Here is a 22,495-nt window from a genome sequence, read left to right as displayed (position 1 = left end):
GCCCGCCGCCCCCCCCGCCAGCCACTGGCTCGTGCGGCACCGCCCCGACCTGTTCGACGGCATCACCGAAGCCGTCGGCGAGGTCGGCGGGTTCTCCCTGACGGTGCCGCGCCGCGACGGCGGCGAGCGCCGCCTGTACCTCGTCGAGACCGCCGAGAAGGGCCTGGGCTGGATGCGGTTGACCGCCAAGGGCCGCGCGGGCCACGGCTCGTTCCTGCACGAGGACAACGCCGTCACCGTCCTCGCCCAGGCCGTCGCCCGCCTCGGCACGCACACCTTCCCGCTCGTGCTGACCGACTCGGTCGCCGAGTTCCTCGCCGCCGTCGCCGAGGAGACCGGACTCGACTTCGATCCGGCCTCGCCGGACCTCGACGGCACCCTCGCCAAGCTCGGGTCCATCGCCCGCATCGTCGGCGCCACCCTGCGCGACACCGCCAACCCGACCATGCTCGACGCCGGGTACAAGGCCAACGTCATTCCCCAGACGGCGCAGGCCGTCGTCGACTGCCGCATCCTGCCGGGCCGGCGCGCCGAGTTCGAACGCACCGTCGACGAGCTGATCGGCCCGGACGTCACCCGCGAATGGATCACCGACCTCGACTCGTACGAGACCACGTTCGACGGGGACCTCGTCGAGGCGATGAACGCGGCCATCCTGGCCCACGATCCCCTCGGGCGGACCGTGCCGTACATGCTTTCCGGCGGCACCGACGCGAAGGCCTTCGCCAAGCTCGGCATCCGCTGCTTCGGATTCGCCCCGCTGCAGCTGCCCCCGGAACTGGATTTCGCGGCGCTGTTCCACGGGGTGGACGAGCGTGTCCCGGTCGACGCGCTGCGCTTCGGCACCCGTGTCATGGAACACTTCCTGCTGCACGCCTGAGCACACCAGCACCCAGAGAAAGGACCGGTATGGCCCACGACCCGTATGCGCCGCTGCCCGACCTGCCCACCTTCGATCTCACCAGCGAGGACATCACCGACGGTCGCCCGCTGAAGCCGGAACAGGCCAGCGGGATCTTCGGGGTGCCCGGCGGGCAGGACATCTCCCCGCAGCTGTCGTGGTCGGGCTTTCCCCCCGAAACCAAGAGCTTCGTCGTCACCGTGTTCGACCCCGACGCACCCACCGCGTCCGGGTTCTGGCACTGGGCGGTGGCGAACATCCCGGCGTCGGTGACGTCGCTGCCCGCGGGGGCCGGCGACGACACCGGCTCCGCGCTGCCCGAGGGTGCGGTCACCTTGAAGAACGACGGCGGCCTGCACCGCTTCCTCGGCGCGGCCCCGCCGGCCGGGCACGGCCCGCACCGCTACATCGTGGCCGTGCACGCCCTCGACGTGGAGACCCTCGACGGGGTCGGCCCCGACTCGACCCCGGCGTTCCTCGGATTCAACGTGTTCTCCCACGCGATCGCGCGCGCGACGCTGCACGGCACGTTCGAGCAGTAGACCCGTTCGGCGGGCCGGCTCCGCACCGGAATCGGGCAGGCGCACCCGTCCCGAGGGGTGTGTCTGTCCGGCGGTGTGGCCCGGCCCGCCGGATCCGGGCGCGGCGGATCAGACGCGGGCGCCTGCGCCCACCGCGTCGCCGATCGACGCGAACCCGGATGCCCGCACCTTCCGGGCGAGACCCTTGTGGACGCGGCGTGCCCAGAACGGGCCGCCGTAGATGAAACCGGTGTAGCCCTGCACCAGCGACGCGCCGGCGAGGATCCGCTCCCACGCCTGCTCGGCGGTCTCGATGCCGCCGACCGAGATCAGCACCAGCCGGTCCCCGACCCGCGCGTGCAGCCGGCGCAGGACCTCGAGGGAGCGCTGTGCGACCGGGGGACCGGACAGCCCGCCGGCGCCGATCTCCGCGACCAGGGCCGGATCGGTGCGCAACCCGTCCCGCCGGACGGTGGTGTTGGTGGCGACGATGCCCGCGAGCCCGAGTTCGACGGCGAGGTCGGCGACCGCGTCGACGTCCTCGTCGGACAGGTCGGGGGCGATCTTCACCAGCACCGGTACGTGCACGGTGTCCAGCACCGCCGCGAGCAGCGGCCGCAGCGACTCGACCGCCTGCAGGTCGCGCAGCCCGGGGGTGTTGGGGGACGAGACGTTGACGACGACGAAGTCGGCGAGCGGGCCGAGCAGCCGGGCGCTCGCGGTGTAGTCCTCGGCCGCGTCCGCCGGCGCGACCACCTTGGTCTTCCCGATGTTCGCGCCGATCGGGACGGTGTGCGCGCGGGTGCGCAGCCGGTTCGCGGCCTCCCCGGCCCCGTGGTTGTTGAAGCCCATCCGGTTGATCAGCGCCCGGTCCGCGGGCAGGCGGAACAGCCGGGGCGCCGGGTTGCCGGGCTGCGCCTGGGCGGTGACGGTGCCGATCTCGGCGAACCCGAAGCCCAGGGGACCCCAGGCGTTCACCCCGGCCGCGTCCTTGTCGAAGCCGGCCGCGAGACCGAGCGGGGCCGGGAACGTCACCCCGAACACCGTGTTGCGCAGCACCGGATCGTCGACGACGAGAACCTTCGCGATCAGCGTCCGCAGCGGCGGGACCCGGGTCGCGAGCCGCATCGCGGTGAACGCGAGGTGGTGGATCCGCTCCGGCGGCAGCAGGAACAGCAGTCGAAGGAACAAGCGATACACGGAACACTCCCTGCTGGCCCGGGCGGCGCCCGGGGTCGGCGTCAACGAACGGTGGGTTCGGGCACGTGGTGGCCGGTCTTGCGGCGGCGCAGCAGCACCCGGCGGCTGCCGTCGGGATACAGCCGCACCCGCGTCAGCTCCCACCCGTGGAACTCGGCCTGGATGGCGAGCCGGAGCGACGCGCTGACCCGCGAGACGTCGCGCGGCAGCCGCAGCGGCACGTAGTCGTACTCGTCGTTGCTGGTGTCCCAGCCCACCGGCATCCGCGTCCACCGGCCGCCCACGTCGCGTGGACCTGCCATCACACACCCCCGATCGGGATCCTCTGCAGCCCGTCCCCGGTCCCGGATCCGATCACCAGGACGGCGCCGGCGGTGTCGACCACCACCGAGTTCGGTTGCCGCACCGTCGCGTACCGGCCTCGCTCCTGCGGAATCCCGGTCGACAGATCGTAGCCGACGACCTCGTTGCTCCCGGTCGAAGTGACCCACACGAGGTCGTTCGCGCTGTCGTAGGCGACGCCGTACGGGGCGTTCGGCACCGGATACCGCTGGCGCAACACCAGCGGATCGAGCGTGTACACGTGCAGCTCCCCACCCCGGGTGTCGGTCACCAGCACCCGGCCGAACGGGTCGGTGGCCAGCTGCGTGGCACCCTCCCCGGCGCGCAACGCCAGGCCGAGATCCCCGTCGGCGACGTCGACCTCGGTCAGCGACGTCTGGCGCCGATCCAGCGCGGCCAGCTCGGTGCCCACGGCGGCGAGCGCGTCGACCGACGCCAGACCGGGGACGGTCTGCGTCGCACCCGACGCCGGGTCCACGAGGTGGGTGACGCCGTCGGCGGTGCCCACGGCGAGGCGACCGTCCGCCAGCACGGCGGCCGCCCGCGCATCCCCGTCCACGGGTACCTCCGTGACGGCGCCCGACCGCACATCCACCCGGGTCACGACGCCGGCGCCGGGGGCGAGGACCTCGCCGTCGACACCGGCGAGCACGGTCGCCGCCGCGGCCGGCAGGGTGACCTCGCGGGGCGCTGCCGCGGGGTCGGCGGCCCGGAGCAGCAGCAGCCGCGACCCGTCGCCGGCGAGCGCGGCGACCGTACTCGTGCCAGGATCGACGGCGAGGGCCTCGACGGCGCGGCCCAGTGCCTGCACCGTCCCCGCCGGCGGGACGGCCGGTTCCGGCGCCACGGCCGGGGTCGCCGGGTCGATGGTGGGCAGGCTGTCGCCGCCGCTGGAGGAGGAACACCCGGTGACCAGCGCCAACGCGAACCCCACCGCCGCGGCGGTCGCACGTGCTGCCGGTCTGCCCATCGTCTCGCTCCTCGTCGTCGCCCGGGGTCGGTGGCGTGCGGCACCGTCGCCGGCGGCGCACCCGACCCCCAGTGTTCCTGATCGCCGTGGCGGCGCCGCAGCCGCCTCGCCCCCCGTCACCCCGCCAGGAGGCCGATGTGACCTGGCCCACCGGTTCCCCCGACCGGCCCCCCGACGGCTTCGTCGTCGAATACCTCAGCCCGGGTGTGCATGCGCACGGGTTCGGTCGCACCGAGGAGGGCCGGCCGTTCTCGTTCCGGGTGCGCCGCGCCACCCTGCGGGTGGAGGTGTACCGGCCCGCGGGCCCGTCCACCGTGCCCACCGCGGCGGACGTGATCGCCCGGGCGCGGGCGTCGGTCGCCGAGATCGACCTCGGCGACGAACGCAGCGTGGCGGCGGCGGTGCGGGACACCGTCGCCCGCGCCCGGCCGTGCCGGTCACCGACGTGGCTCGACCGCGTGCTCGGCTGGCTGCCCGGCCGGTGACGCCGCCGCGTCGCCGGCCCGCAGCGGCAGCACCAGCGGTGCGCCGGTCCCGGGATGGGGATGGACCCGCACCGGGTAGTGGTACACGCGAGTGAGCAGCTCCCCGGTCAGCACCTGCGCGGGCGGGCCGTCGGCGGCGACGCGGCCTCCGGCGAGCACACAGACCCGGTCCGCGTACGCGGCGGCCAGATTCAGATCGTGCAGCACCACCACCACGGCCGTGCCGGCGTCGGCGCGGCCGCGCACCACCTGCATCACCGTCTCCTGATGCCCCAGATCCAGGGCCGCGGTGGGCTCGTCGAGCAGCAGCGTCTGGGTGTCCTGCGCCAGCACCCGCGCCAGCGCCACCCGGGCCCGCTCGCCGCCGGACAGGGCGGGGAACGGCCGGTGCGCCAGGTGCGTGACGTCCGCCTCGGCCAGCGCCGCGGCCACCGTCGTCTCGTCTTCCCGGCTGCGGTCGGTGCGGGCCCAGACCGCACGGCCCATCCGCACCACCTGCAGGGCGGTGAAGGCGAACCCGACCGCGTGCTGCTGCGGCAGCACCGCCCGTCGTCGCGCCAGGGCGGCGGCCGAGAACTCGGCCAGCGGACGGTCACCGACCGTCACCTCGCCCGCCGCGACGGGGTGATCGCCGGCGAGCGCGGCCAGCAGGGTGGACTTGCCGGCGCCGTTGGGCCCGACCAGCGCGAGCACCTCCCCGACCCGCACCTCGAGGTCGACGCCGTCGAGGACGACGCGCTCGCCGCGGCGGACGGCCACCTGCTCGGCGCGCAGCGTCACCGCGCCCCGCCCGGCTCGGGCGGGCACCTGCCGGTCCGGCCACGGCCGCCGCGGACTCACGCCCAGCCGCCCTGGCGTGCCCGGGTGCGGCGCAGCATCCAGAAGAACACCGGGCCACCGACCAGCGAGGTCAGCATGCCCAGCGGCAGGTCCGCGTTCGGCACCAGGGTGCGGGCACCGAGGTCCGCGGCGAGCAGCACCACCGCGCCGCACAACGCGGCGGCCGGGATCAGCACGCGGTGCGCGGGCCCCAGCGCGATCCGCATCAGGTGCGGCACCACGAGCCCGACGAACAAGATGATGCCGGTGAACGCCACCCCGGAGCACACCAGGACGGCGACGACGACGATCGCGGCCTGCCGTACCCGCTCGACGTCGGCCCCGAGGTGGCGCGCGACGTGCTCGCCGAGGGCGAGCAGGTCCAGCTTCGGGGCGAGCACGACGGCCGCGACGACGCCGCCGACCGCGAGCGGCGCGACCACCGACACGACCTCCCACGTGGCCCCACCCAGGCTGCCGAGCTGCCAGAACACGATCTGGTCGCGCGCGGCGGGGGAGGCGACGAACGTGAACAGGGCGATCAGGCCGCCGGCGAACGCGTTGACCGCCACGCCGGTGAGGATGACCGTGACCACCTCGGTGCGGCCCTCGGACCGCGACAGCACGTACACCAGGGTCGTGGTCAGCAGCCCGGTGACGAACGCGGCGCCCGCCAGCGCCCACCCGGCGGTGAACGCCCCGCCCAGCACGATCGCCGCGCACGCGCCGACGGCGGCCCCGGCGGAGACGCCGATCACCCCGGGCTCGGCGAGCGGATTGGCGAACACGCCCTGCAGCAGGGCGCCCGCGCAGCCCAGCGACGCCCCCACCACGACGGCGAGCACCACCCGCGGGAACCGCACCTCCCACAGGGTGACCTCACCGGCCGGGTGGGCCGGCAGCGGCCCGAGGTCGAGCCCGAGGCGGTGCAGCACGCTGCCGATCACCTCGGCCGGCGAGGTGGGCACCTGCCCGAGGCACGCCGAGAGCACCGCCAGCACCACCAGGGCGGCCGTCAGGCCGGCGACCACCGCCGCGGTGCGGCCGCGGTGGGCGGCGGCCGGACGGACGGGGGCGGGGGAGTCGACGGCGCTCATGCCGGTGCGGCCGGGTAGAGCGCCGCGGCGAGCGCGGCGAGCACCCGGCCGGTGTCCGGGCCGAAGCTCAGCAGCACCGAGTCGGCCATGTCGACGATGGTGCCGTCGCGCCCGGCCGGGGTCTGGGCGACGCCGGGCAGCCGGGCGAGGCCCTCGGGCCCGCCCACGGAGGCCAGGCTCTCGGTCATGATCAAGATCACGTCCGGGGCGGAGGCGATCATCGCCTCGCTGGTGATCGGGGTGAACTCGGACGTCAGGCCGGCGACGGTGCCCGCGTCGCGGCCGCCGAGCGCCTCGACGAGCGCGTCCGCGCCCGATCCGGGACCGCCGAGCATCTTGATCGCCGACCCGCGCAGATACAGGAACGCCACCGTCGGGGGTGTCCCGTCGTCCGGCACCGCCGCGCGGGCCGCGGCGATCTCGTCGTCGGTGCGCTGCGCCAGTGCCTCACCCGCCGCGGGCACGCCGAGCGCCCGGGCGACGAAGCGGATCTGCTCGCCCACGGTCGCCAGGGTGCGGCGCGGGTCGACGAACACCACGGGCACCCCGGTGGCCCGCAGCTGTTCCTGCACCGCGAGCGGCCCCACCGACGTGTCCGTGAGCACCACCGTCGGGGCCAGGGCCAAGATCGCCTCCGTCGAGAGCCCGTGCCCGCCGGGGGTGACGTTGGGCACCTGCTCGACGGCGGGGAAACCCGCCGTCGACCGACCCACCAGCCGGTCCCCGAGACCGAGCGCGAACACGGTCTGGGCGAGGGTGCCCGACCGGTCGGCCGTCACGATGCGGGAGGCGTCGGTGACGGTGACGTCGACCCCGTCGACGCCGCGGACCGTCACCGGCAGCGCCGGCACGGGAGCCTCGGCGATCGGCCGCGGATTCGGGTCGCCCACCACCGCGGTGCGCGCCCCGGTCCCGCCGCCCCCGGTCGGGGCGGTCGAACACCCGACGAGCAGCGCGACGAGCGCGAGCGCCGCGGCGAGGAACGCGAGGATGCCGCGTCGCGTCATGGCAGGGCGGAAGTCGTGCGGTACCGGTCCAGGTCGGCGGCCAGATCGGCGAACAGGTCGGCGTTGAGCCCGAACACCAGGTTCGCCTCGTCGATCACCGTGCGCCGCCGGCCCTCGTCGAGCGGCGCCGCGTCCAGCTTCGCCCGGTAGGCGTCCTTGAACGGCTTGGGGTGGGGAATGTCGTCGAAGATGTAGAACCGCAACCCGTCCCGGTCCAGCCCGTACGCGCGCTCGAGCAGGCGCCGGATGATCTGCCCACCCGACAGATCCCCCAGATACCGCAGGTAGTGGTGCGCCAGGAACACCTCCGGGCGCACCGCGGCCACCTGCTCGAGCCGCGCGACGTACCGCTCGGTCGCGGGCAGCGGCGCGATCGTCTCCCGCCACCGCGGGCCGAGCAGGAACGTCAGATCCGCCTCGAGCGCCGGAGTGCGCAGCAACGCGTCGTCCAGGAACGGCCCGGCGATCGGGTCACCCGCGTGCGAGCGGCCGACCCGTTCGAGCGTCTCGTAGACGAACCACGACTGCGCGAGCAGCGCCGCATACCCCTGCCGGGTGAGCCGGCCGGCCAGCAGTTCGGTGACGAACTGCGCGTTCTCGGTGTCGCTGTGCGCCTGCGCGGTCTCCCGGCGGAGCCGTTGCGCGAACCCCGCGGCCTCGATCGCGGTCATCGACCGGTCCCTCCTCGTGCCCGCCGTCCGGTGCCGGTGCACCGACCTCGACCACAGGCTAACCTAACTTCGTGGCGGGGTCGCGGGCCCGGGGGCCCGACGTCACGCACTGACGTCGTCGAGCGCCGCCGCGATCGCCGCCGGCAACTCCAGTTCCTCCGTCACCAGCACCCCGGTCAGCTGCGCCAGATCCCGCGCACCCACCACCGTCGACGCCACTCCCGTCCGGTCCCGCACCCACGCCAACGCCACCGCCAGCGGGGAGGTCCCCAGTCCGTCCGCGGCCGTCGCCACCGCCTCGACCACCCGCGCCGCCGGCTCGGTCAGATAGCTGCGCACCTCCTCGGTGTGCAGGTCGTCGGCGCCCCGCGAGTCCGCCGGGATGCCGTCGCGGTACTTGCCCGTCAACACCCCGCCCGCGAGCGGCACCGCCGCGAACACCCCCACCCCGTGGTGCAGGGCCGCCGGGATCAGCTCCTCCTCGACCCCGCGCGCGAGCAGCGAATACTCCACCTGCGTTCCCACCAGCGGTGCGTGCCGCGTCGCCACCGACGCGGCCGTCGCCAGCTGCCACCCCAGGTACCCGCGCACCCCCACGTACCGGGCCCGGCCGCTGGTCACCGCGAACTCCAGCGCCGCCGCCACCTCGTCGACCGGCGTCCGTGGATCCCACGTCGCCACCTGCCACAGATCGAGATGGTCGGTGCCCAGGTCCCGCAGCGTGCGGTCCAGCTGCGTGAGCAGACCCGCACGGGAACAGTCCACCCGCCCCGCCCCGACCTTCGAGGTGTCGATGCCCGAGCTGCCCGACACGACCAGCTGATCGCGCGGCACCACGTCGTCGAGCAGCTCCGCCAGGATCCGCTGCGCCACCCCGTCACCGTAGGCGGGGGAGGTGTCGACCAGGGTGCCACCGGCGTCGACGAACGCCGACAGCTGCGCCGCCGCCTCGTCCCCGTCCGTGCCGCGTCCCCAGCTCAGGGTGCCCAGGCCGAGCCGCGAGACCCGCAGCCCGCTCGCACCCACCGTTCTGTGTTCCATATCCGCCCGCGCCTCGTCATGATCCGACCGACGGGGTCGAGCCGCCGTCACCGCGACCGCCGCCCCTGACCCAGCACCCTAGTGCCGTGAGGCCGCGAAAACCGTTCCGCCGCGCCGCGTACCCTCGCCCAGGTGAAAATCGACCCCACCCCCGGCGACCGTCCCCACGAGCACCCGGAGGGCACCGCGTGACCGGCGAATCCATGACCTGGCTGCAGGCGCTCGTCCTCGGCCTCGTGCAGGGCCTGACCGAGTTCCTGCCGATCTCGTCCTCCGGCCACCTGCGGATCGTCTCGGAGATCTTCTTCGGCACCGACGCCGGCGCCTCCTTCACCGCCGTCACCCAGCTCGGCACCGAGGCGGCCGTCCTGGTCTTCTTCGGCAAGGACATCGTCCGGATCGTCGCCGCCTGGTTCCGTGGCCTCGCCCACCGCGAACACCGCAGCGACCTCGACTACCGCATGGGCTGGTACGTGATCGTCGGCACCATCCCCGTCGGCGTCCTCGGCTTCCTGTTCAAGGACCAGATCCGCACCGGCGCCCGCAACCTGTGGCTCATCGCCACCATGCTCATCGTGTTCGCCCTGGTCATCGCCGCCGCCGAACGCTACGGCCGCAAGACCCGCAAGCTCGACGAACTCACCCTCCGCGACGGCATCGTCATGGGCTCCGCGCAGGCCCTCGCCCTGATCCCCGGCGTGTCCCGCTCCGGCGGCACTATCAGCGCCGGCCTGTTTCTCGGCCTGACCCGCGAGGCCGCCGCCCGGTACTCGTTCCTGCTCGCCATCCCCGCCGTCGTCGCCTCCGGCCTGTTCAGCCTCCCGGACGCGTTCGAACCCGCCGGGGAGGGCCTCAGCGCCTCCGGCGCCCAGCTGTTCGTCGCCACCGCCGTCGCGTTCGCCGTCGGCTACGCCTCCATCGCCTGGCTGCTCAAATTCGTCGTCGACCACTCGATGTACTGGTTCGTCGGCTACCGCATCGCCCTCGGCACCCTCGTCCTGGCCCTGCTCGCCACCGGCACCATCTCGGCCACCTGAGGCCGGGACCCCGCCGGGCCCGCTCGTCGGGCGCCCGGCCCATTAGGCTGGCTTCATGACGGTCATCCTGCTGCGGCACGGGCGCTCGACGGCGAACACCGCCCGGGTCCTCGCCGGACGCACCCCCGGCGTCGAACTCGACGAGGTCGGCCACATCCAGGCCAAGGGCCTCGTCGCGCGGCTCGCCGGCCTCACCATCGCCGAGATCGTGCACTCGCCGCTGCTGCGCTGCCACCAGACGGTGACCCCCCTCGCCGCCGACCGCGGCCTGACCCCCCTCGTCGACGACCGCCTCGTCGAGGTGGACTACGGGCAGTGGACCGGCCGCGAACTCGGCGAACTCCTGCAGGAACCGCTGTGGAAGGTGGTCCAGCAGCACGCCTCGGCCGCCGTGTTCCCCGACGGCGAGGGCCTCGCGCAGGTCCAGGCCCGCGCCGTCACCGCCGTCCGCGAACACGACAGCCGCCTCGCCGCCGCCCACGGCGGTGACGTCGTCTGGATCGCCTGCACCCACGGCGACGTCATCAAGGCCGTCCTCGCCGACGCGCTCGGCACGCACCTCGACGGCTACCAGCGCATCGTCGCCGAGCCCGCGTCCCTCAGCGTCGTCCGCTACACCGAGACCCGCCCGTTCGTGCTGCGGGTCAACGACACCGGCTCGGACCTGTCCGGGCTCGCACCGCCCGCCCAACCGGCGCCCGCGCCCGGCGGGGAGGTCGCCCCCCGCGGCGGATAATGGGAGAGCGACACCGGATGGATACGACAACGAGGAGGTGCGATGGCCCGCGCGATACATGTCTTCCGGACCCCGGACCGGTTCGTCGCCGGCACCGTCGGTGAACCCGGCGACCGGGTGTTCTATCTGCAGGCCGTGCACGCCTCCCGGGTGGTGAGCGTCATGCTCGAGAAGCAACAGGTGCAGATCCTCGCCGACCGTATGGGCCTGCTCCTCGAGGAGGTGCACCGCCGCTTCGGCACCGACCTGCCCGAGGACCCGGACGTCGACATCAGTCCGCTCGTCACCCCCATCGACGCGGAGTTCCGCGTCGGGACCATGGGCCTGGGCTGGGACGCCGACAGCGGCAACGTCGTCGTCGAACTGCTCGCCGTCACCGAGACCGAGGTCGACGAGTCCGTCGTCCTCGACGACGCCGAGGAGGGCCCGGACGCCGTCCGCGTCTTCCTCACCCCCCAGCAGGCCCGCGACTTCGCCGCCCGCTCCGAACTCGTCGTCGCCGCCGGCCGCACCCCGTGCCCGGTGTGCGGGGAACCGGTCGGCGGCGGCCACATCTGCGTCCGCACCAACGGGTACCTGCGCACCGAGGGCTTCGACCCCGCCGCCTGGCTCGGCGAGGAGACCTGACCCGGTGGGCAGCCCCGACCTCCGCACCGTGCTCACGGACGGCGAACTCACCGTGGTCGGCCGCGTCGTCCACGCCAGCAACGCCACCCTCGTGTGCGACGCCACCCTCGGCGCGACCACCGTGCGCTGCGTGTACAAACCCGTCCGCGGGGAACGGCCCCTGTGGGACTTCCCCGACGGCACTCTCGCCGGCCGGGAAGTCGCCTCCTACCTCGTCTCCGAAGCCCTCGGCTGGGGGGTGATCCCCACCACCGTGCTGCGCGAGGGACCCTTCGGGACCGGCATGGTGCAGCAGTGGATCGACACCCCCGATCCCGCTGACCCGCCCGGCCGCCTCGACCTGGTCGACCTGTGCCCGCTCGACGCCGTCCCTCCCGGATGGCTGCCCGTCCTGCGCGCCCGCGACCTCGACGGCACCGACGTCGTCCTCGTCCACGCCGACGACCCGCGCCTGCAGCGCATGGCCGTGCTCGACGTCGTCCTCAACAACGCCGACCGCAAGGGCGGACACGCCCTCGAAGGCCTCGACGGCGGCGTGTACGGCGTCGACCACGGCATCTGCCTGCACCAGGAGAACAAGCTGCGCACCGTGCTGTGGGGCTGGGCCGGCAGCCCGATCGACCCGTCGCTCCTGGTCGACCTGGACAAACTCGCCCGCGAACTCGACGGCGAACTCGGCCGGCGGCTGGGCACCTACATCACCGCCCGCGAGGTCGCCGCCCTGCGCGGCCGCATCGCCGCCCTGCTCCGCCGCCCCGTCATGCCCCGCCCCGTCGGCGAGCGGCGCATCCCCTGGCCGGCGTTCTGAGGACCCGGCCTCCGTCCGGAGCGCTCTGCGCCCTCCACTAGGCTCGTGCGCATGCTGTCATGGTCCGACATCGCGCTCCCGTCCGTCCCCGGCCAGGGCCCCCCGCTGCGGCTCTACGACACCGCGGACCGCGCGGTCCGCCCCGTCACCCCGGGTCGCACGGCCACGATGTACGTCTGCGGCATCACCCCCTACGACGCCACCCACCTCGGCCACGCCGCCACCTACCTCGCCTTCGACCTGGTCCATCGGGTGTGGCGCGACGCGGGCCACGACGTGCACTACGTCCAGAACGTCACCGACGTCGACGACCCGCTGTTCGAACGCGCCGCCCGCGACGGCGAGGACTGGATCGTGCTCGGCATGCGCGAGACCGCGCTGTTCCGCGAGGACATGGAGGCGCTGCGCGTCCTGCCGCCCCGCGACTACATCGGCGCCGTCGAATCCGTCGGTGAAGTCGTCGAACTGGTCGAGAAACTCGTCGCCTCCGGCGCCGCCTACATCGTCGACGACGCCGAGTACGCCGACGTGTACTTCCGCGCCGACGCCACCGAGCAGTTCGGCTACGAGTCCGGCTACGACCGCGCCACCATGGACCACTTCTTCGCCGAACGCGGCGGCGACCCCGACCGCCCCGGCAAACGTGACCCGCTCGACGCGCTGCTCTGGCGCGCGCAGCGGCCCGGCGAACCGGCTTGGCCGTCCTCGTTCGGCGACGGCCGCCCCGGCTGGCACATCGAATGCGCCGCGATCGCCCTCAACCGGATCGGCAGCGGCTTCGACGTCCAGGGCGGTGGCAGCGACCTGATCTTCCCGCACCACGAGTTCTCCGCCGCCCACGCCGAGGCCGTTACCGGCGAGCGCCGCTTCGCCCGGCACTACGTGCACACCGGGATGATCGGCCTCGACGGCGAGAAGATGTCGAAGTCCCGCGGCAACCTCGTCTTCGTTTCCAAACTCCGCGGCCAGGGCGTCGACCCCGCCGCCATCCGCCTGGGTCTGCTCGCCGGGCACTACCGCACCGACCGGGCCTGGACCGACCAGGTCCTCGCCGACGCCCAGGCCCGCCTCGCCCGGTGGCGCGACGCCGCGGCCCTGCCGTCCGCGGCTTCGGTCGACGACACCGTCGCCCGGCTGCGCCAGCACCTCGCCGACGACCTCGACACGCCCAAGGCCCTCGACGCACTGGATGCGTGGGCGAAGTTCGCGGTCGAGCACGGCGGCGACGACCCCTCGGCACCCGCCGTATTCGCGGACGCCGTCGACGCCCTGCTCGGCATCCCACTGCGATAGAGCTCATTTCGAGTGTGCACATCTCGTCGCGACACGCCGAGGCGTAACGACGAGATGTGCGCTGCGGAACTCCGGTGCCGGGCCGTAGGTCTCCGCCACCACCGGCACTCGCCGAAAAGGCCCCTGGCGGTGCGACTCGTGGACGAATCGCCCGCCGGCGGCGTCGTCGCGGCGCAATGTGGATCCATCGGACCGACCACGGCGAACAGACACTCCGTCCGCGTCACGCACTACTCGCACACAACGTCCGGTGAGTGCGGTCGTGGGCGGAGCAGGATTCGGTCCGCTTGCGTGCGCTCGGCACTCCGGGGGGTGCCTCCGGCCACTCGAATCCGGCGCGGCGGCACGGGCAGCGAACTGCTCTGCCGAGTTCGTCGTCAGGTCGCCAGCCGTACTCCTCGCAGTTGCCGCAGGTGGGTGGACGTTTCGGCCGCGGCGGGCGCAGTTCCTGCCAGGTCGGGATCCACGCCGCCGCCGAGCGGGCGGGATCGTGTGGTCGATGGCGTGCGAGTGCCGCGCGCACGAGCGCGTCGATGCCGTGGACGTCGACCGAGTGCGTGATTATCGAGGCCTTCTCCGCGGTGAGGGTGTCGAACCGGGCGGTGAGCCCGGCCCGGCGGCATGCCGCGGCCAGTGTCTCGATCTGCGGATGATGCGGCCGCTGCGCCGCCTTCGCGGCGCGGGCGGGAGGCGCCGGGCGCGACGCAGCAGGTTCATCTCTTGGTTCGAGGACGGTTCGGGTGACATGCGTGTCACCCCGTGGCCGCTCGACTGTCACCCCGTCGGGGGCACAGTTGTCGCCCCGTGCGCGGGAGCGGGGTGACGATGTGTCGCCCCGCCGCATCGCCAGGTTGTAGCAGGTGGGGCGACGGTCCTCGCGAGCGATGGTGGCGGCGACGCGCTGCTGGTCGCCGCGGGAGATGAGACCGAGCTGGACGAGGGCGGCAAGGCAGCGTTGCACCTGCCGTTCGCTCATCCGGGCGTAGCCGGCGAGGGTGCGCACGGATGGATAGGCGCCCTCGCCGTGCCGGGACGCGTGATTCGCCAGGCTGATCAGGACCACGGTCAGCGCCGGCGCCGACGGCATGCCGGGCGGCGTGGGGGAGGGGATCGCGGCGCGTTCAAGTGCCCAGATGATCGCTTCGATGCTCATGGCGTCACCTGCGCATGAGTATGCTGTCGCATGTTCGACTCCTTTTCAGTCGGACATCCGGCCCGTCGCGGTGGCAGTCGCGGCGGGCCTTCCTGTTGAGTTTTCGCACACGCGTTCGACCGCGTGTGGTTGATCATCTTTGCATCGGACCGGACGGGGGTCAACGCTCCGCCGCAGCTCGTCGGTCTGCCCGTTGCCGTGGATTCGGCAGCGCGCAGCGCCGACGACCGGGTGGCGACAGCATCCGTCGAATCCGGTGTGGTGCCGATCGATGCCGTAGTCGGGGGCCCTGACTCGGCGTCGGCGGGGCCTGCGGTCGGCGACGCCGCACCCCGGCACCGAGAGAATCCGAGCGCAGCGGAACCTAAAGAAAAACCGAACTTGGCGACCCTGCTTCCACAGCCCCGAAGCGGAACCCACCGTCCGGCGCATCGGAGCAGAGGGGGATGCGCCGCCTCCCGCATCGATCCGGGAGTACCCGCACCCCTACGCGAACTCGAGCGCCCCCTTCACCGGCGCCGGCACCCGCCGCGTCCCCGGCGACCCCAGCGCCGCCGCCAGATCCGACCCGTCGTGCTCGGCGAGCAACCCGCCCTCCGACCACACCAGCAGCGTCGCCCCGACCGTGTGCTCGGCCACCGAATGCGCCAGATCGTAGTGCGCGCACGCCGGCACCCCGGCATAGGTGATCCACAGGTCGTAGCCGGTCATGAACAGATCCAGATCGAACTGCACACTCAACCCCAGCAACTCCGCACGCCCGTTGTCGTCCACCCCGGCGAACGCCTCGTCCAACGCCAGCAACCGCGGCGCCTGCGGATCCGCCGAATCCAGCATCACGTGCGCCGCCGCGAACAACGGCAGATGCAGCGACACCGACTGCTCACCCCCCGACAACGCCGAATGCCGCGCCACCGTCAACCGATCCTCCGTGCCGTCCGCGCCGATCAACCCGAACGAGAACACCCGCCACCGCCGGTAGTCCAGCGTCGTCGCCAGGATCTCCGGATACGACCGCTCCGGATGCGCCGCCCGCTCCGCCCGGATCCGCGCCGCGAAATGCGCCCGCACCCGCGCCAGCTCCTCCGGACCCAGCGCCGACACCTCCCGATCCAGCAGCCGGCACACCGCCCGTGCCTGATCGTCGAGATGATCGGCCAGCACCCATCGCACTCCCACCGTCGTCCCCGACGACATGCGCCGTTGCCGCATCTCCGTCCCCATCCGGGCGATCAGCTCCCGCGCGTCCTCGGTGCGCTCGTGGATCTGCTGCGCCAAGCCCGCCAACAGCGCATCCTCGAGGATGCGCCGCTCCGCGTCGGTCAACAGCAGCTCCTGCTCCCGCCGCGCCGCCCCGATCCGCACCGCGAACTCCGCCACCGACGAGAACCCCTGCTCGTCCTGCACCCGCACCACCGTCAACCCCTCCGGCGCATCCCACTGCAGCCGATAGTCCTGACCGGCCGCCGCGAGCTGACCGTCGAACTCCTGCAACGCCGCCGTCAACGCCGACCGGGCCGCCTTGCGGGCCCCGTCCCCGCCCTTGACCGTCGCCGTCGCCGCCGCCAGCGCCGCGTACAGCGCCCCCACCGCCGCGGGCACCGCAGGCACGTCCCCGGCCGCCCGGGTGAGCCGAGCCTGCTCCGGCGCCGGCCACTCCACTGCCGCCGACGGCCACCGCAGCTCCTCCGAGATCCCCAGCAGCGCCAGCACATCCGGCCGCGCATACGGCGCCAGCTGTGCCGCATCGGCCCGCGTCTCGGTCAACGCCGACCGCAGCGCCTGCTCCGCCGCGACATGCGCCGCCTCCGCCTTCCCGAGCCGTTCGACCGCCTCGTCGTGCGCGCGGCGCGCGGCGCGTTGCTCCGTCCGCGCCGCCTCGATCCGTTCGCGGGCCTGTGCGAGTTGCGCGTCGATCTGCTGCGCGTCGGCGCCCAACGCCTCACGCAGTGTCGCCAGCCGCTGCTGCTGTTGCCGCAGCGACTCCTCGGCCGTGACCGCCCGTTCGGCGGACGCACCGGCCGCCACCCGGGTGTCGTCGCGCCGCGCCTGCGCCTCCCGCGCCCGCTCGACCGCGGCCACCCGCTCCCGCCGGGCACGCAACAACACCTGGCCCTGCGACTCGAAGAACCGGATCGCCGCCGCCAGCTGCTCGAGCTCGCGGACCGTGTGCGGCGCCCGGTACCGGGCCGCCACCGACCGCACCTGCCGCTCCTTCACGGAGCATTCGGCGATCACCTGATCGAGGTCCCGGTCCGCCGCGGCCGCCGCCTCCCCGGCGGTGCGCAACGCCCCCGCGCACTCACTGACCTTCCGCAACGCCGCAAGCACCGCGCCGGTGCGCGGCACCGCCGCCGCGGCCCCATCCAGCCGCGCCAGCCGTTCGCCGACCGCCACCCGCGCCGACTCCGCGTCCGCCACCCGCGCCCGCACCTCGGCGATCTCCGCGTCGAGCTCGGCCGATCGCAGGCGCCGGCGACGGGCCCGCGCGGTCGCCCCGATGTACTCGGCCTCCGCCTTCGTGTACCGACCCAGCTGCACCCCCTGGCGGTAGCCGCCACGCTCGTCGACCGCCGGGCCGGTCTCGTCCGTCACCACGTCCGGCACCGCGACCGACGCCAGCACCTCCCGCACCCGCTCGGCCGGCACCCCGGTATCCGGTTCCACGACCAGCACGTCGGCCAACGTCCGGCCCGCGGGCCGCTGCGCCGGCGGCGCCGGCACCAGCACCGTCGCCCCCGCGGGCACGTCTCCCGCCCCGCCGCACACCCAGCCCGTCAACAGGTTCGCCGCCTCCAGCGCCGCCTCGAGGCCCGCGGCCGCCTCCGCGCTCACCGCGTCCGCGAACCGCCCCGCCCGCCACGGCGGCGCGCCCGACGTGCCGGTCCCCGCGGTCGACGCAGGGAACGCCGGGGGAGCGTCGTCGCGCTCGGCCTCGATCATGTCCCGCTCGGCCTCCAACAGCGCGATCCGCTCCCGTCCGTGCGTGATCTCCGCCTCCAGGCCACGGCCGCGGAACCGCAACTCCTCGACCACCGATGCCGTACGCTCGGCCAGCACCGCCGCCGGTGTCGCCGCCTCGTCGTCGCCGGCCGCCGCGATCGCCGCAGCCAGCGCCTCGAACAGCTCCTCCGGCCCGTCGACCCCCGACCATGCGTCCCGATGACCGGTCCACCACTCCCGCAACAGGGTCGACGCCTCCGCGCGGGCCGACTCCACCGCCGCGTCCGCCGCGTCCACCGCCGCCCGGGCCGACTCGCGCTGCGCCCGGGCGCGCTCGGCCGCGGCCTCCGCCCGCACCCGCGCCGCCGACGCCCCCTCCGCGGCCGCCACCGCCGCCCGCACCGCGCGCACATCCGCGGCCCGCTCCTCCGCACACGCGGCGACCGTCGCCGCGATCTGGTCACCGCCGATGTCCCCGCCCGGCCCCGCCCACTCGACACCCGCATCGCGCGCCGCCCCGGCGAGCGCGTCCTCGGCGCGGTGTGCCGCGGACGCCGCGTCCGCGGCCGCCTCCGCGGCCCGCCGCGCCTCCTCCTCACGCTGCGCCAGCTCCACCCGCGCGCGCTGCGCCTGCTCCGCCTGCCCGGCCGTGGTGCGCTCGAGATCCGCCACCACCTGCGCCAGATCGTCGAGCTGCTGCTTACCCTCGTACGCGCTCGACCGCTGCAGCGCCTCGAGCGTCGCGCGGGTCTGCTCGAGGTCCCGCTCCGCGACCTCGAGCCGCTCGAGCGTCAGCGCCCGCTCCACCCCGGCCCGCTCGAACGCCGCCACCGACGCCGTCCACTCCGACGTGCCGGCGTCGACCGCCGCCAGCCGGGCCCCCAGCCGGTCCACGTCGGCGCGAGCCTGCTGACCCAGGTAGGTCGTATACACCGCGACGAACCTCTGCGCCGCGTCGTCGGCCGCCGCCAACGACTCCAGTGTGCGGGACACCTCCTCCATGTCGGCGAACGACCGCGCCGCCTCGAGCACCAGCTGCTCGTCGAGCGGCCGCAACCCGTCGGTGAGCGCCTGCGACAACCCCTTCGGATCCAGATTCTTCGCCAGCTGCGGCCGGCGCAACGTCAGGATCAGGTTGATCAGCTGCTCGTAACGCTCGATCCCGAGCCCGAACAACCGCGCATCGATCGCCGCCCGGTAGTCCACCGGCCGGTCCGTGACCGCATCGGCACCGACCTCCTCGATCAGCTGCCGCCGCGTCAGCGGACGATCGGCCGCATCCAGCAGCGAGAAGTCCACACCGACCCGGCCGTCGACGACGAAATACCACCGCGTGACCTTGTCGTGGCCGCGCGCCGCGCGCATCCCGACCCCCACCGTCACCGCCTCCGGATCGTCCCGGCGCCCGCGGCAGAACTCCATCCACACATACGAATACGCACTGTCCTGCCCCTGATACAGCAGGTTGGACCGCATCGTGCGCTCCTCGCCGGCGAACGGGTTCAACCGCCGCGGCTCGATGCGACCGTCGAACACGAACGGGAACAGCACCTCGAGCGCCTTGGTCTTGCCCGACCCGTTGGGCCCCCGCAGCACCAGCCGACCGTCCGCGAACGAGAACTCCTGATCCCGGTAGTCCCACAGGTTGATGATCCCGGCCCGGGTGGGCCGGAAACGGGCACTGCTCACGACATCTCCGCTTCGTTCGAATCCTCGCCGGCCAGCGCGAGACGCGGATCGCGTTCGCGCACCGTCACCACCACCCCCCGGAACCGGGCCAGCGCCGGCAACGCCAGCACCCCGCCGGGCACCCGGGCCACCAGCCGCTGCCGCTCCAACACCGTCACCGCCGCCTCCAGCAGACCGGCCGGATCGGCCTGCCACTGCGCGGCGAAGGTACGACCGAACTCGTCGGCCAGCCGCGCCACCGTCTCCGCCAGCCAACTGTCCTCGACCAGCGGATGCGCCGGCGCCGGCCGCGACCCCGGGGGCGCATCCGCCGCAGCCGCGTCACCCGCCAGCGGCGCGAACACCCCGGCCGCCGGGATCGCGGCGTCCAATCCCGCCTCGAGCTCGGCCTCCGCGTCCACCGGCCGCGGCAACCGCACCGGTTCGCACCCCGGCTCCGACACCCGCGCGCAGATCTCCCCGGCCAGCAACAACGCCACCTGCGGAACCGTCCCCACCCCCGGAAACCGCAGATCCGACATCCGCCCCGACGAGTCCACCAGCGCGACGCCCTCCGCGCGGCGCTCGGCCACCAGCCCCGTCAACAGTTCGATTCCCGCGGTCGTGCGCGGCAGCGCCAGCTGCAGCCGCGCCTCGTCGTCGAGTTCCTCGGCATACACCACCGGCCGCTGCACCAGCGCCCGGCGCACCCGCCGCGCCACCTCCGCGGTGCCCACGCTCCGGTCCCCGTCGCGGCGGTCACCGGCGGCGAGCAGGCCCCGCACCGAATTCAGGTGCTGCAGCGCCCGCGGCGGCCGGAACAACGCCGCCACCACGGGCCGGTCGATGTCGTAGAGGGCCTCACCTCGCTCCGGGTCCGACACCCAGCCCCCGGCGTCGCCGTCCGCCAGCGCGATCGCCCCCCGCGCCGCCAGCCACGCCACCGCGTCGACGAACGCGTCCCGGTCCGTCGCCCGCTCGGGAGCCAGTTCGACCCCGGGCACCTGTCCCGCCTCGGACGCGACCTGCTCGGCCAGCTCCGACAGGGTGATCTGCCCACCCGCGCGGCCCAGCGCCGCCAGCGCCAGCGCCAGATATGCGTACCGGCGACGGTCGAAGGGCCGGTCGGTCACCGAGCGCGCCCCGCCCCCGGGATCGAGCCGGTCGGCGACGGTGAACAACCGCGCGGTCGTCTCGGTCACCTCGAGCCGGTACCCGAACAACTCGAGCAGGTCCTCCCGCAGCTCCGTCGCCCACCGGCGCAGCAGCGGCAGCGCGGCCCGGTCGGGGTATCGGGTGGTCACCAGGTGGTGCGAGAGGATCAGCCGTGCCGCCCGCTGGTAGGAATCCCGGTCGAGCGGCGAGATCCGCCGGGCGCTCACTGCACGCTCACCCGCAGCCCGTCCAGATGCAGCCGGCCCCGCGCCGTCCGGACCACCGTGCCCTCCGGGGCCGGGCTCAGCGTCAGCCGCACCCCGTTCTGGGTGCCCGTCGCACCCGGCACGGTGCCGCTGACCGGAACCCGCGCCGACAGCGCCGCGTCGAGCAGACCCAACAGCACCTCGGTCTCCGGCTCGGACAACTCCCGCTCGTCCACGCCGCCCGCCGCGAGGGAGCGTGCCGCCTCGGCCCGCGCCCGCTGCGTCGCCAGCTGCCGTTCCCGCAACCGCCGGACCCCGGATTCGTTGCGCTGCACCCGCGCCGGCGCTCCCGCCGACGGGGTGCGCCCGGTCTCGGCCAGCGTCCGGGCGATCGGCACGGGTGGCGCGTCCCACCACGACGTCGTCACCGGGACCGTCTCCGGGTCGGGATGCACGACGGAGAAGTGCCGCGGGCGGCCCAGGTCGAACACCGCGTCGAACAGCGCGTGCGCCGACTGCTCGTCCGGCGCGGCCGCGAACCAGGCGGCCAGGTGCCGCAGCTGCGATTCGCGGCTGACCCCGCCCCGGCGGGTCTCCGTCAATCGCCGCAGCAGCGCCAGCACCGCCGCGATCGCGCTCATCGTGCCGTCCCGGAGCCGCTCCGACTCGCTGGGCACGTCGGCGGCGCCGACGAACCACCGCTCGAGCCCACGCCACCGGGCCCACCAGTCCGCGTGCCGCTCGGCCACGGACAACAGCATCCGCTCGTCGTGCGCGGCGGCGAACCCGAGCATGCGGTCGATCCCGGTCTCCTGCACCCGCGCCAGCGCCGCCGCGAGTTTAGGACCGTAGCGGGCCAGGTCGGTGCTGAACTCCCGCATGTGGGCCAGCACCGCATCCTTGTGCGCCAGGAACGACTCGGGTGTGACCTCGGTGGTGCGCACCAGGTCGCCGAGCATCAGGTAGAACCCGGCGGCCCGCTCGGCCATGTCCGACAACGTCGTGTCCAGCCGCGACAGTTTGCGGTAGACGAGCTCGCCGTCCCCGGCGTCGTTCGCCGCCGCCAGCTCGGTCAGGTCGGCCAGTAGATCCGCCAGGGCGAGACGCGACAGCGACGCGTCCTCGCCGCGCGCGCTCAGCACCTCTTCGACCGCCCGGAAGGCGTGGTAGCCGGCCCGGCCGAACTGATACACGTAGTGCCGGTTGCGGTACTCGGCCAGCGACGCCACCCGGGTGCCGTCGTAGCTGCGTTCGAGCACCCCCCAGGCGTGCAGCTGCTCGAGGAGGGGCGCCACGTCCTGGGCGGACAGTGCCGCCGCCGGATCCGTCGAGCCGGTCCGCTCGAGGATCGCCGCGACCTCGGCGGCGTGCAGCAGCACGACGTAGTTGGCCCGAGCGATGTCGAAAGCCCGCAGCACCCAGAGGTACTCGGCCCGCTTCTCGGCCGTGGCGAACGAGAACAACCGGAGCCGATCGTGCTGCACCCCGGGCCCCGGGTCGGTGTGCCCGGCGGGCGGCTGCGTTTCGTTCACCGTGACAGGGTAGGCGGGGGCGGCCCACGTGCCACGCAACCCCCGGTGCCGTGCGTGCCACACCCGGGGCGGGAGGCGCCGCCGTGCCTCGCGTGGGCGTCCGGTCGTCGCCGGGGTCGGGAACGTCGCCGCTCGGTCAGCTCTCGGCCGGCGTCGTCTCCGTCGGGTCCGCCTCGCGGCGGGTCTCGGCCGCCGCGGCGTGTGCCGCGGCGAGCTCGCCCCGGAGCCGGTCCCGCTCGCCGCGCAGGTCGACGATCTCGGCCCGCAGTTCGTCGCCTCGATC

At 74.1% G+C, this 22,495-nt stretch carries 20 protein-coding genes; 8 read left to right on the top strand and 12 right to left on the bottom strand.

Going from position 1 to position 22,495, the window contains the following annotated elements; genetic code table 11:
• Both OEY_RS0125110 and OEY_RS0125105 read left to right on the top strand, forming a co-directional pair.
• Positions 1 to 880 (top strand): M20/M25/M40 family metallo-hydrolase (locus OEY_RS0125110; RefSeq protein ID WP_010596496.1); only part of this gene is annotated, 880 nt, incomplete at its 5' end.
• Between the two features lie 29 nt (positions 881 to 909).
• Positions 910 to 1,443: a YbhB/YbcL family Raf kinase inhibitor-like protein gene (locus OEY_RS0125105; RefSeq protein WP_010596495.1), complete on the top strand. Its 534-nt coding sequence runs from the start codon at positions 910 to 912 to the stop codon at positions 1,441 to 1,443.
• A 108-nt stretch (positions 1,444 to 1,551) separates the two neighbouring features.
• Here OEY_RS0125105 and OEY_RS0125100 read toward each other — a convergent pair whose 3' ends face one another.
• Genes OEY_RS0125100 through OEY_RS0125090 form a run of 3 tightly spaced genes read right to left on the bottom strand, consistent with a single transcriptional unit; the run spans position 1,552 to position 3,934 of the window.
• A complete protein-coding gene (locus tag OEY_RS0125100) occupies positions 1,552 to 2,622 on the bottom strand; it encodes a quinone-dependent dihydroorotate dehydrogenase (RefSeq protein WP_010596494.1) in 1,071 nt (356 codons plus the stop codon).
• 41 nt (positions 2,623 to 2,663) lie between these two features.
• The gene (locus OEY_RS0125095) at positions 2,664 to 2,924 is read right to left on the bottom strand and encodes a DUF5703 family protein (RefSeq protein WP_017682199.1); all 261 of its coding nucleotides are present in this window, start codon (positions 2,922 to 2,924) and stop codon (positions 2,664 to 2,666) included.
• Entirely contained in the window at positions 2,924 to 3,934 is a 1,011-nt protein-coding gene (locus OEY_RS0125090) for a hypothetical protein (protein WP_010596493.1), read from the bottom strand. The genes OEY_RS0125095 and OEY_RS0125090 overlap by 1 nt, the downstream gene beginning before the upstream one ends.
• Before the next feature lie 137 nt (positions 3,935 to 4,071).
• On the opposite strand from OEY_RS0125090, the gene OEY_RS0125085 reads away from it, so the two are divergent.
• Complete coding sequence (locus OEY_RS0125085) at positions 4,072 to 4,419, top strand: hypothetical protein (protein ID WP_010596492.1); 348 nt, start codon at positions 4,072 to 4,074, stop codon at positions 4,417 to 4,419.
• Here the strand turns inward: OEY_RS0125085 and OEY_RS0125080 are convergent.
• The 5 genes from OEY_RS0125080 to OEY_RS0125060 form a co-directional block, all read right to left on the bottom strand.
• Positions 4,372 to 5,259, bottom strand: coding sequence for a heme ABC transporter ATP-binding protein (locus tag OEY_RS0125080; RefSeq protein ID WP_051009416.1), 888 nt, complete (start codon positions 5,257 to 5,259; stop codon positions 4,372 to 4,374). The genes OEY_RS0125085 and OEY_RS0125080 overlap by 48 nt on opposite strands.
• Positions 5,256 to 6,335 carry a FecCD family ABC transporter permease gene (locus OEY_RS0125075; protein ID WP_010596490.1) on the bottom strand — a complete coding sequence of 360 codons (1,080 nt, stop codon included), beginning with the start codon at positions 6,333 to 6,335 and terminating at the stop codon, positions 5,256 to 5,258. The genes OEY_RS0125080 and OEY_RS0125075 overlap by 4 nt, the downstream gene beginning before the upstream one ends.
• The gene (locus OEY_RS0125070) at positions 6,332 to 7,342 is read right to left on the bottom strand and encodes a heme/hemin ABC transporter substrate-binding protein (protein ID WP_010596489.1); all 1,011 of its coding nucleotides are present in this window, start codon (positions 7,340 to 7,342) and stop codon (positions 6,332 to 6,334) included. The genes OEY_RS0125075 and OEY_RS0125070 overlap by 4 nt, the downstream gene beginning before the upstream one ends.
• Complete coding sequence (locus OEY_RS0125065) at positions 7,339 to 8,013, bottom strand: biliverdin-producing heme oxygenase (RefSeq protein ID WP_010596488.1); 675 nt, start codon at positions 8,011 to 8,013, stop codon at positions 7,339 to 7,341. The genes OEY_RS0125070 and OEY_RS0125065 overlap by 4 nt, the downstream gene beginning before the upstream one ends.
• Before the next feature lie 102 nt (positions 8,014 to 8,115).
• Complete coding sequence (locus OEY_RS0125060) at positions 8,116 to 9,054, bottom strand: aldo/keto reductase (RefSeq protein WP_010596487.1); 939 nt, start codon at positions 9,052 to 9,054, stop codon at positions 8,116 to 8,118.
• A 203-nt stretch (positions 9,055 to 9,257) separates the two neighbouring features.
• Here OEY_RS0125060 and OEY_RS0125055 point away from each other — a divergent pair, with 203 nt between their 5' ends.
• From OEY_RS0125055 to mshC, 5 genes are read left to right on the top strand one after another with little or no spacing between them, the layout of a single operon-like run.
• Positions 9,258 to 10,091 (top strand): undecaprenyl-diphosphate phosphatase, encoded by an 834-nt coding sequence (locus OEY_RS0125055; RefSeq protein ID WP_010596486.1) that lies wholly within the window; start codon positions 9,258 to 9,260, stop codon positions 10,089 to 10,091.
• 55 nt (positions 10,092 to 10,146) lie between these two features.
• Positions 10,147 to 10,827, top strand: a complete 681-nt coding sequence (locus OEY_RS0125050; protein ID WP_010596485.1) for a histidine phosphatase family protein — start codon at positions 10,147 to 10,149, stop codon at positions 10,825 to 10,827.
• A gap of 42 nt (positions 10,828 to 10,869) precedes the next feature.
• Positions 10,870 to 11,454, top strand: a complete 585-nt coding sequence (locus OEY_RS0125045) for a DUF3090 domain-containing protein (protein ID WP_010596484.1) — start codon at positions 10,870 to 10,872, stop codon at positions 11,452 to 11,454.
• Positions 11,455 to 11,458: 4 nt separating this feature from the next.
• Positions 11,459 to 12,262 (top strand): SCO1664 family protein, encoded by an 804-nt coding sequence (locus tag OEY_RS0125040; protein WP_010596483.1) that lies wholly within the window; start codon positions 11,459 to 11,461, stop codon positions 12,260 to 12,262.
• Positions 12,263 to 12,313: 51 nt separating this feature from the next.
• Positions 12,314 to 13,555 carry a cysteine--1-D-myo-inosityl 2-amino-2-deoxy-alpha-D-glucopyranoside ligase gene (gene mshC, locus OEY_RS0125035; RefSeq protein ID WP_010596482.1) on the top strand — a complete coding sequence of 414 codons (1,242 nt, stop codon included), beginning with the start codon at positions 12,314 to 12,316 and terminating at the stop codon, positions 13,553 to 13,555.
• A gap of 223 nt (positions 13,556 to 13,778) precedes the next feature.
• On the opposite strand, the gene OEY_RS29500 is transcribed toward mshC, so the two are convergent.
• From OEY_RS29500 to OEY_RS0125010, 4 genes are all read right to left on the bottom strand, one after another.
• Entirely contained in the window at positions 13,779 to 14,708 is a 930-nt protein-coding gene (locus OEY_RS29500; protein WP_010596481.1) for a helix-turn-helix domain-containing protein, read from the bottom strand.
• Between the two features lie 486 nt (positions 14,709 to 15,194).
• Positions 15,195 to 19,340: a TIGR02680 family protein gene (locus tag OEY_RS0125020; protein ID WP_010596480.1), complete on the bottom strand. Its 4,146-nt coding sequence runs from the start codon at positions 19,338 to 19,340 to the stop codon at positions 15,195 to 15,197.
• Positions 19,337 to 20,701, bottom strand: coding sequence for a DUF2398 family protein (locus tag OEY_RS0125015; RefSeq protein ID WP_010596479.1), 1,365 nt, complete (start codon positions 20,699 to 20,701; stop codon positions 19,337 to 19,339). Before OEY_RS0125015 ends, OEY_RS0125020 begins: the two co-directional genes overlap by 4 nt.
• Positions 20,698 to 22,164, bottom strand: coding sequence for a TIGR02677 family protein (locus OEY_RS0125010; protein WP_029540225.1), 1,467 nt, complete (start codon positions 22,162 to 22,164; stop codon positions 20,698 to 20,700). The genes OEY_RS0125015 and OEY_RS0125010 overlap by 4 nt, the downstream gene beginning before the upstream one ends.
• Between the last annotated feature and the right edge of the window lie 331 nt (positions 22,165 to 22,495).

The organism is Rhodococcus sp. P14 (genome assembly GCF_000256505.1).
Taxonomy (GTDB): domain Bacteria; phylum Actinomycetota; class Actinomycetes; order Mycobacteriales; family Mycobacteriaceae; genus Rhodococcus; species Rhodococcus ruber.
The sequence above is the reverse complement of the archived record's forward strand: the minus strand, read 5'-3'. Positions and strand labels throughout refer to the sequence as shown.

Excerpts from the sequence above, each read along its gene's own strand:
- OEY_RS0125095 (WP_017682199.1), bottom strand. The coding sequence starts at position 2,924 with ATGGCAGGTCCACGCGACGTGGGCGGCCGGTGGACGCGGATGCCGGTG.
- OEY_RS29500 (WP_010596481.1), bottom strand. The coding sequence starts at position 14,708 with ATGAGCATCGAAGCGATCATCTGGGCACTTGAACGCGCCGCGATCCCC.
- OEY_RS0125065 (WP_010596488.1), bottom strand. The coding sequence starts at position 8,013 with ATGACCGCGATCGAGGCCGCGGGGTTCGCGCAACGGCTCCGCCGGGAG.
- OEY_RS0125075 (WP_010596490.1), bottom strand. The coding sequence starts at position 6,335 with ATGAGCGCCGTCGACTCCCCCGCCCCCGTCCGTCCGGCCGCCGCCCAC.
- OEY_RS0125105 (WP_010596495.1), top strand. The coding sequence starts at position 910 with ATGGCCCACGACCCGTATGCGCCGCTGCCCGACCTGCCCACCTTCGAT.
- OEY_RS0125070 (WP_010596489.1), bottom strand. The coding sequence starts at position 7,342 with ATGACGCGACGCGGCATCCTCGCGTTCCTCGCCGCGGCGCTCGCGCTC.
- OEY_RS0125045 (WP_010596484.1), top strand. The coding sequence starts at position 10,870 with ATGGCCCGCGCGATACATGTCTTCCGGACCCCGGACCGGTTCGTCGCC.
- OEY_RS0125090 (WP_010596493.1), bottom strand. The coding sequence starts at position 3,934 with ATGGGCAGACCGGCAGCACGTGCGACCGCCGCGGCGGTGGGGTTCGCG.
- OEY_RS0125055 (WP_010596486.1), top strand. The coding sequence starts at position 9,258 with ATGACCTGGCTGCAGGCGCTCGTCCTCGGCCTCGTGCAGGGCCTGACC.
- mshC (WP_010596482.1), top strand. The coding sequence starts at position 12,314 with ATGCTGTCATGGTCCGACATCGCGCTCCCGTCCGTCCCCGGCCAGGGC.
- OEY_RS0125050 (WP_010596485.1), top strand. The coding sequence starts at position 10,147 with ATGACGGTCATCCTGCTGCGGCACGGGCGCTCGACGGCGAACACCGCC.
- OEY_RS0125060 (WP_010596487.1), bottom strand. The coding sequence starts at position 9,054 with ATGGAACACAGAACGGTGGGTGCGAGCGGGCTGCGGGTCTCGCGGCTC.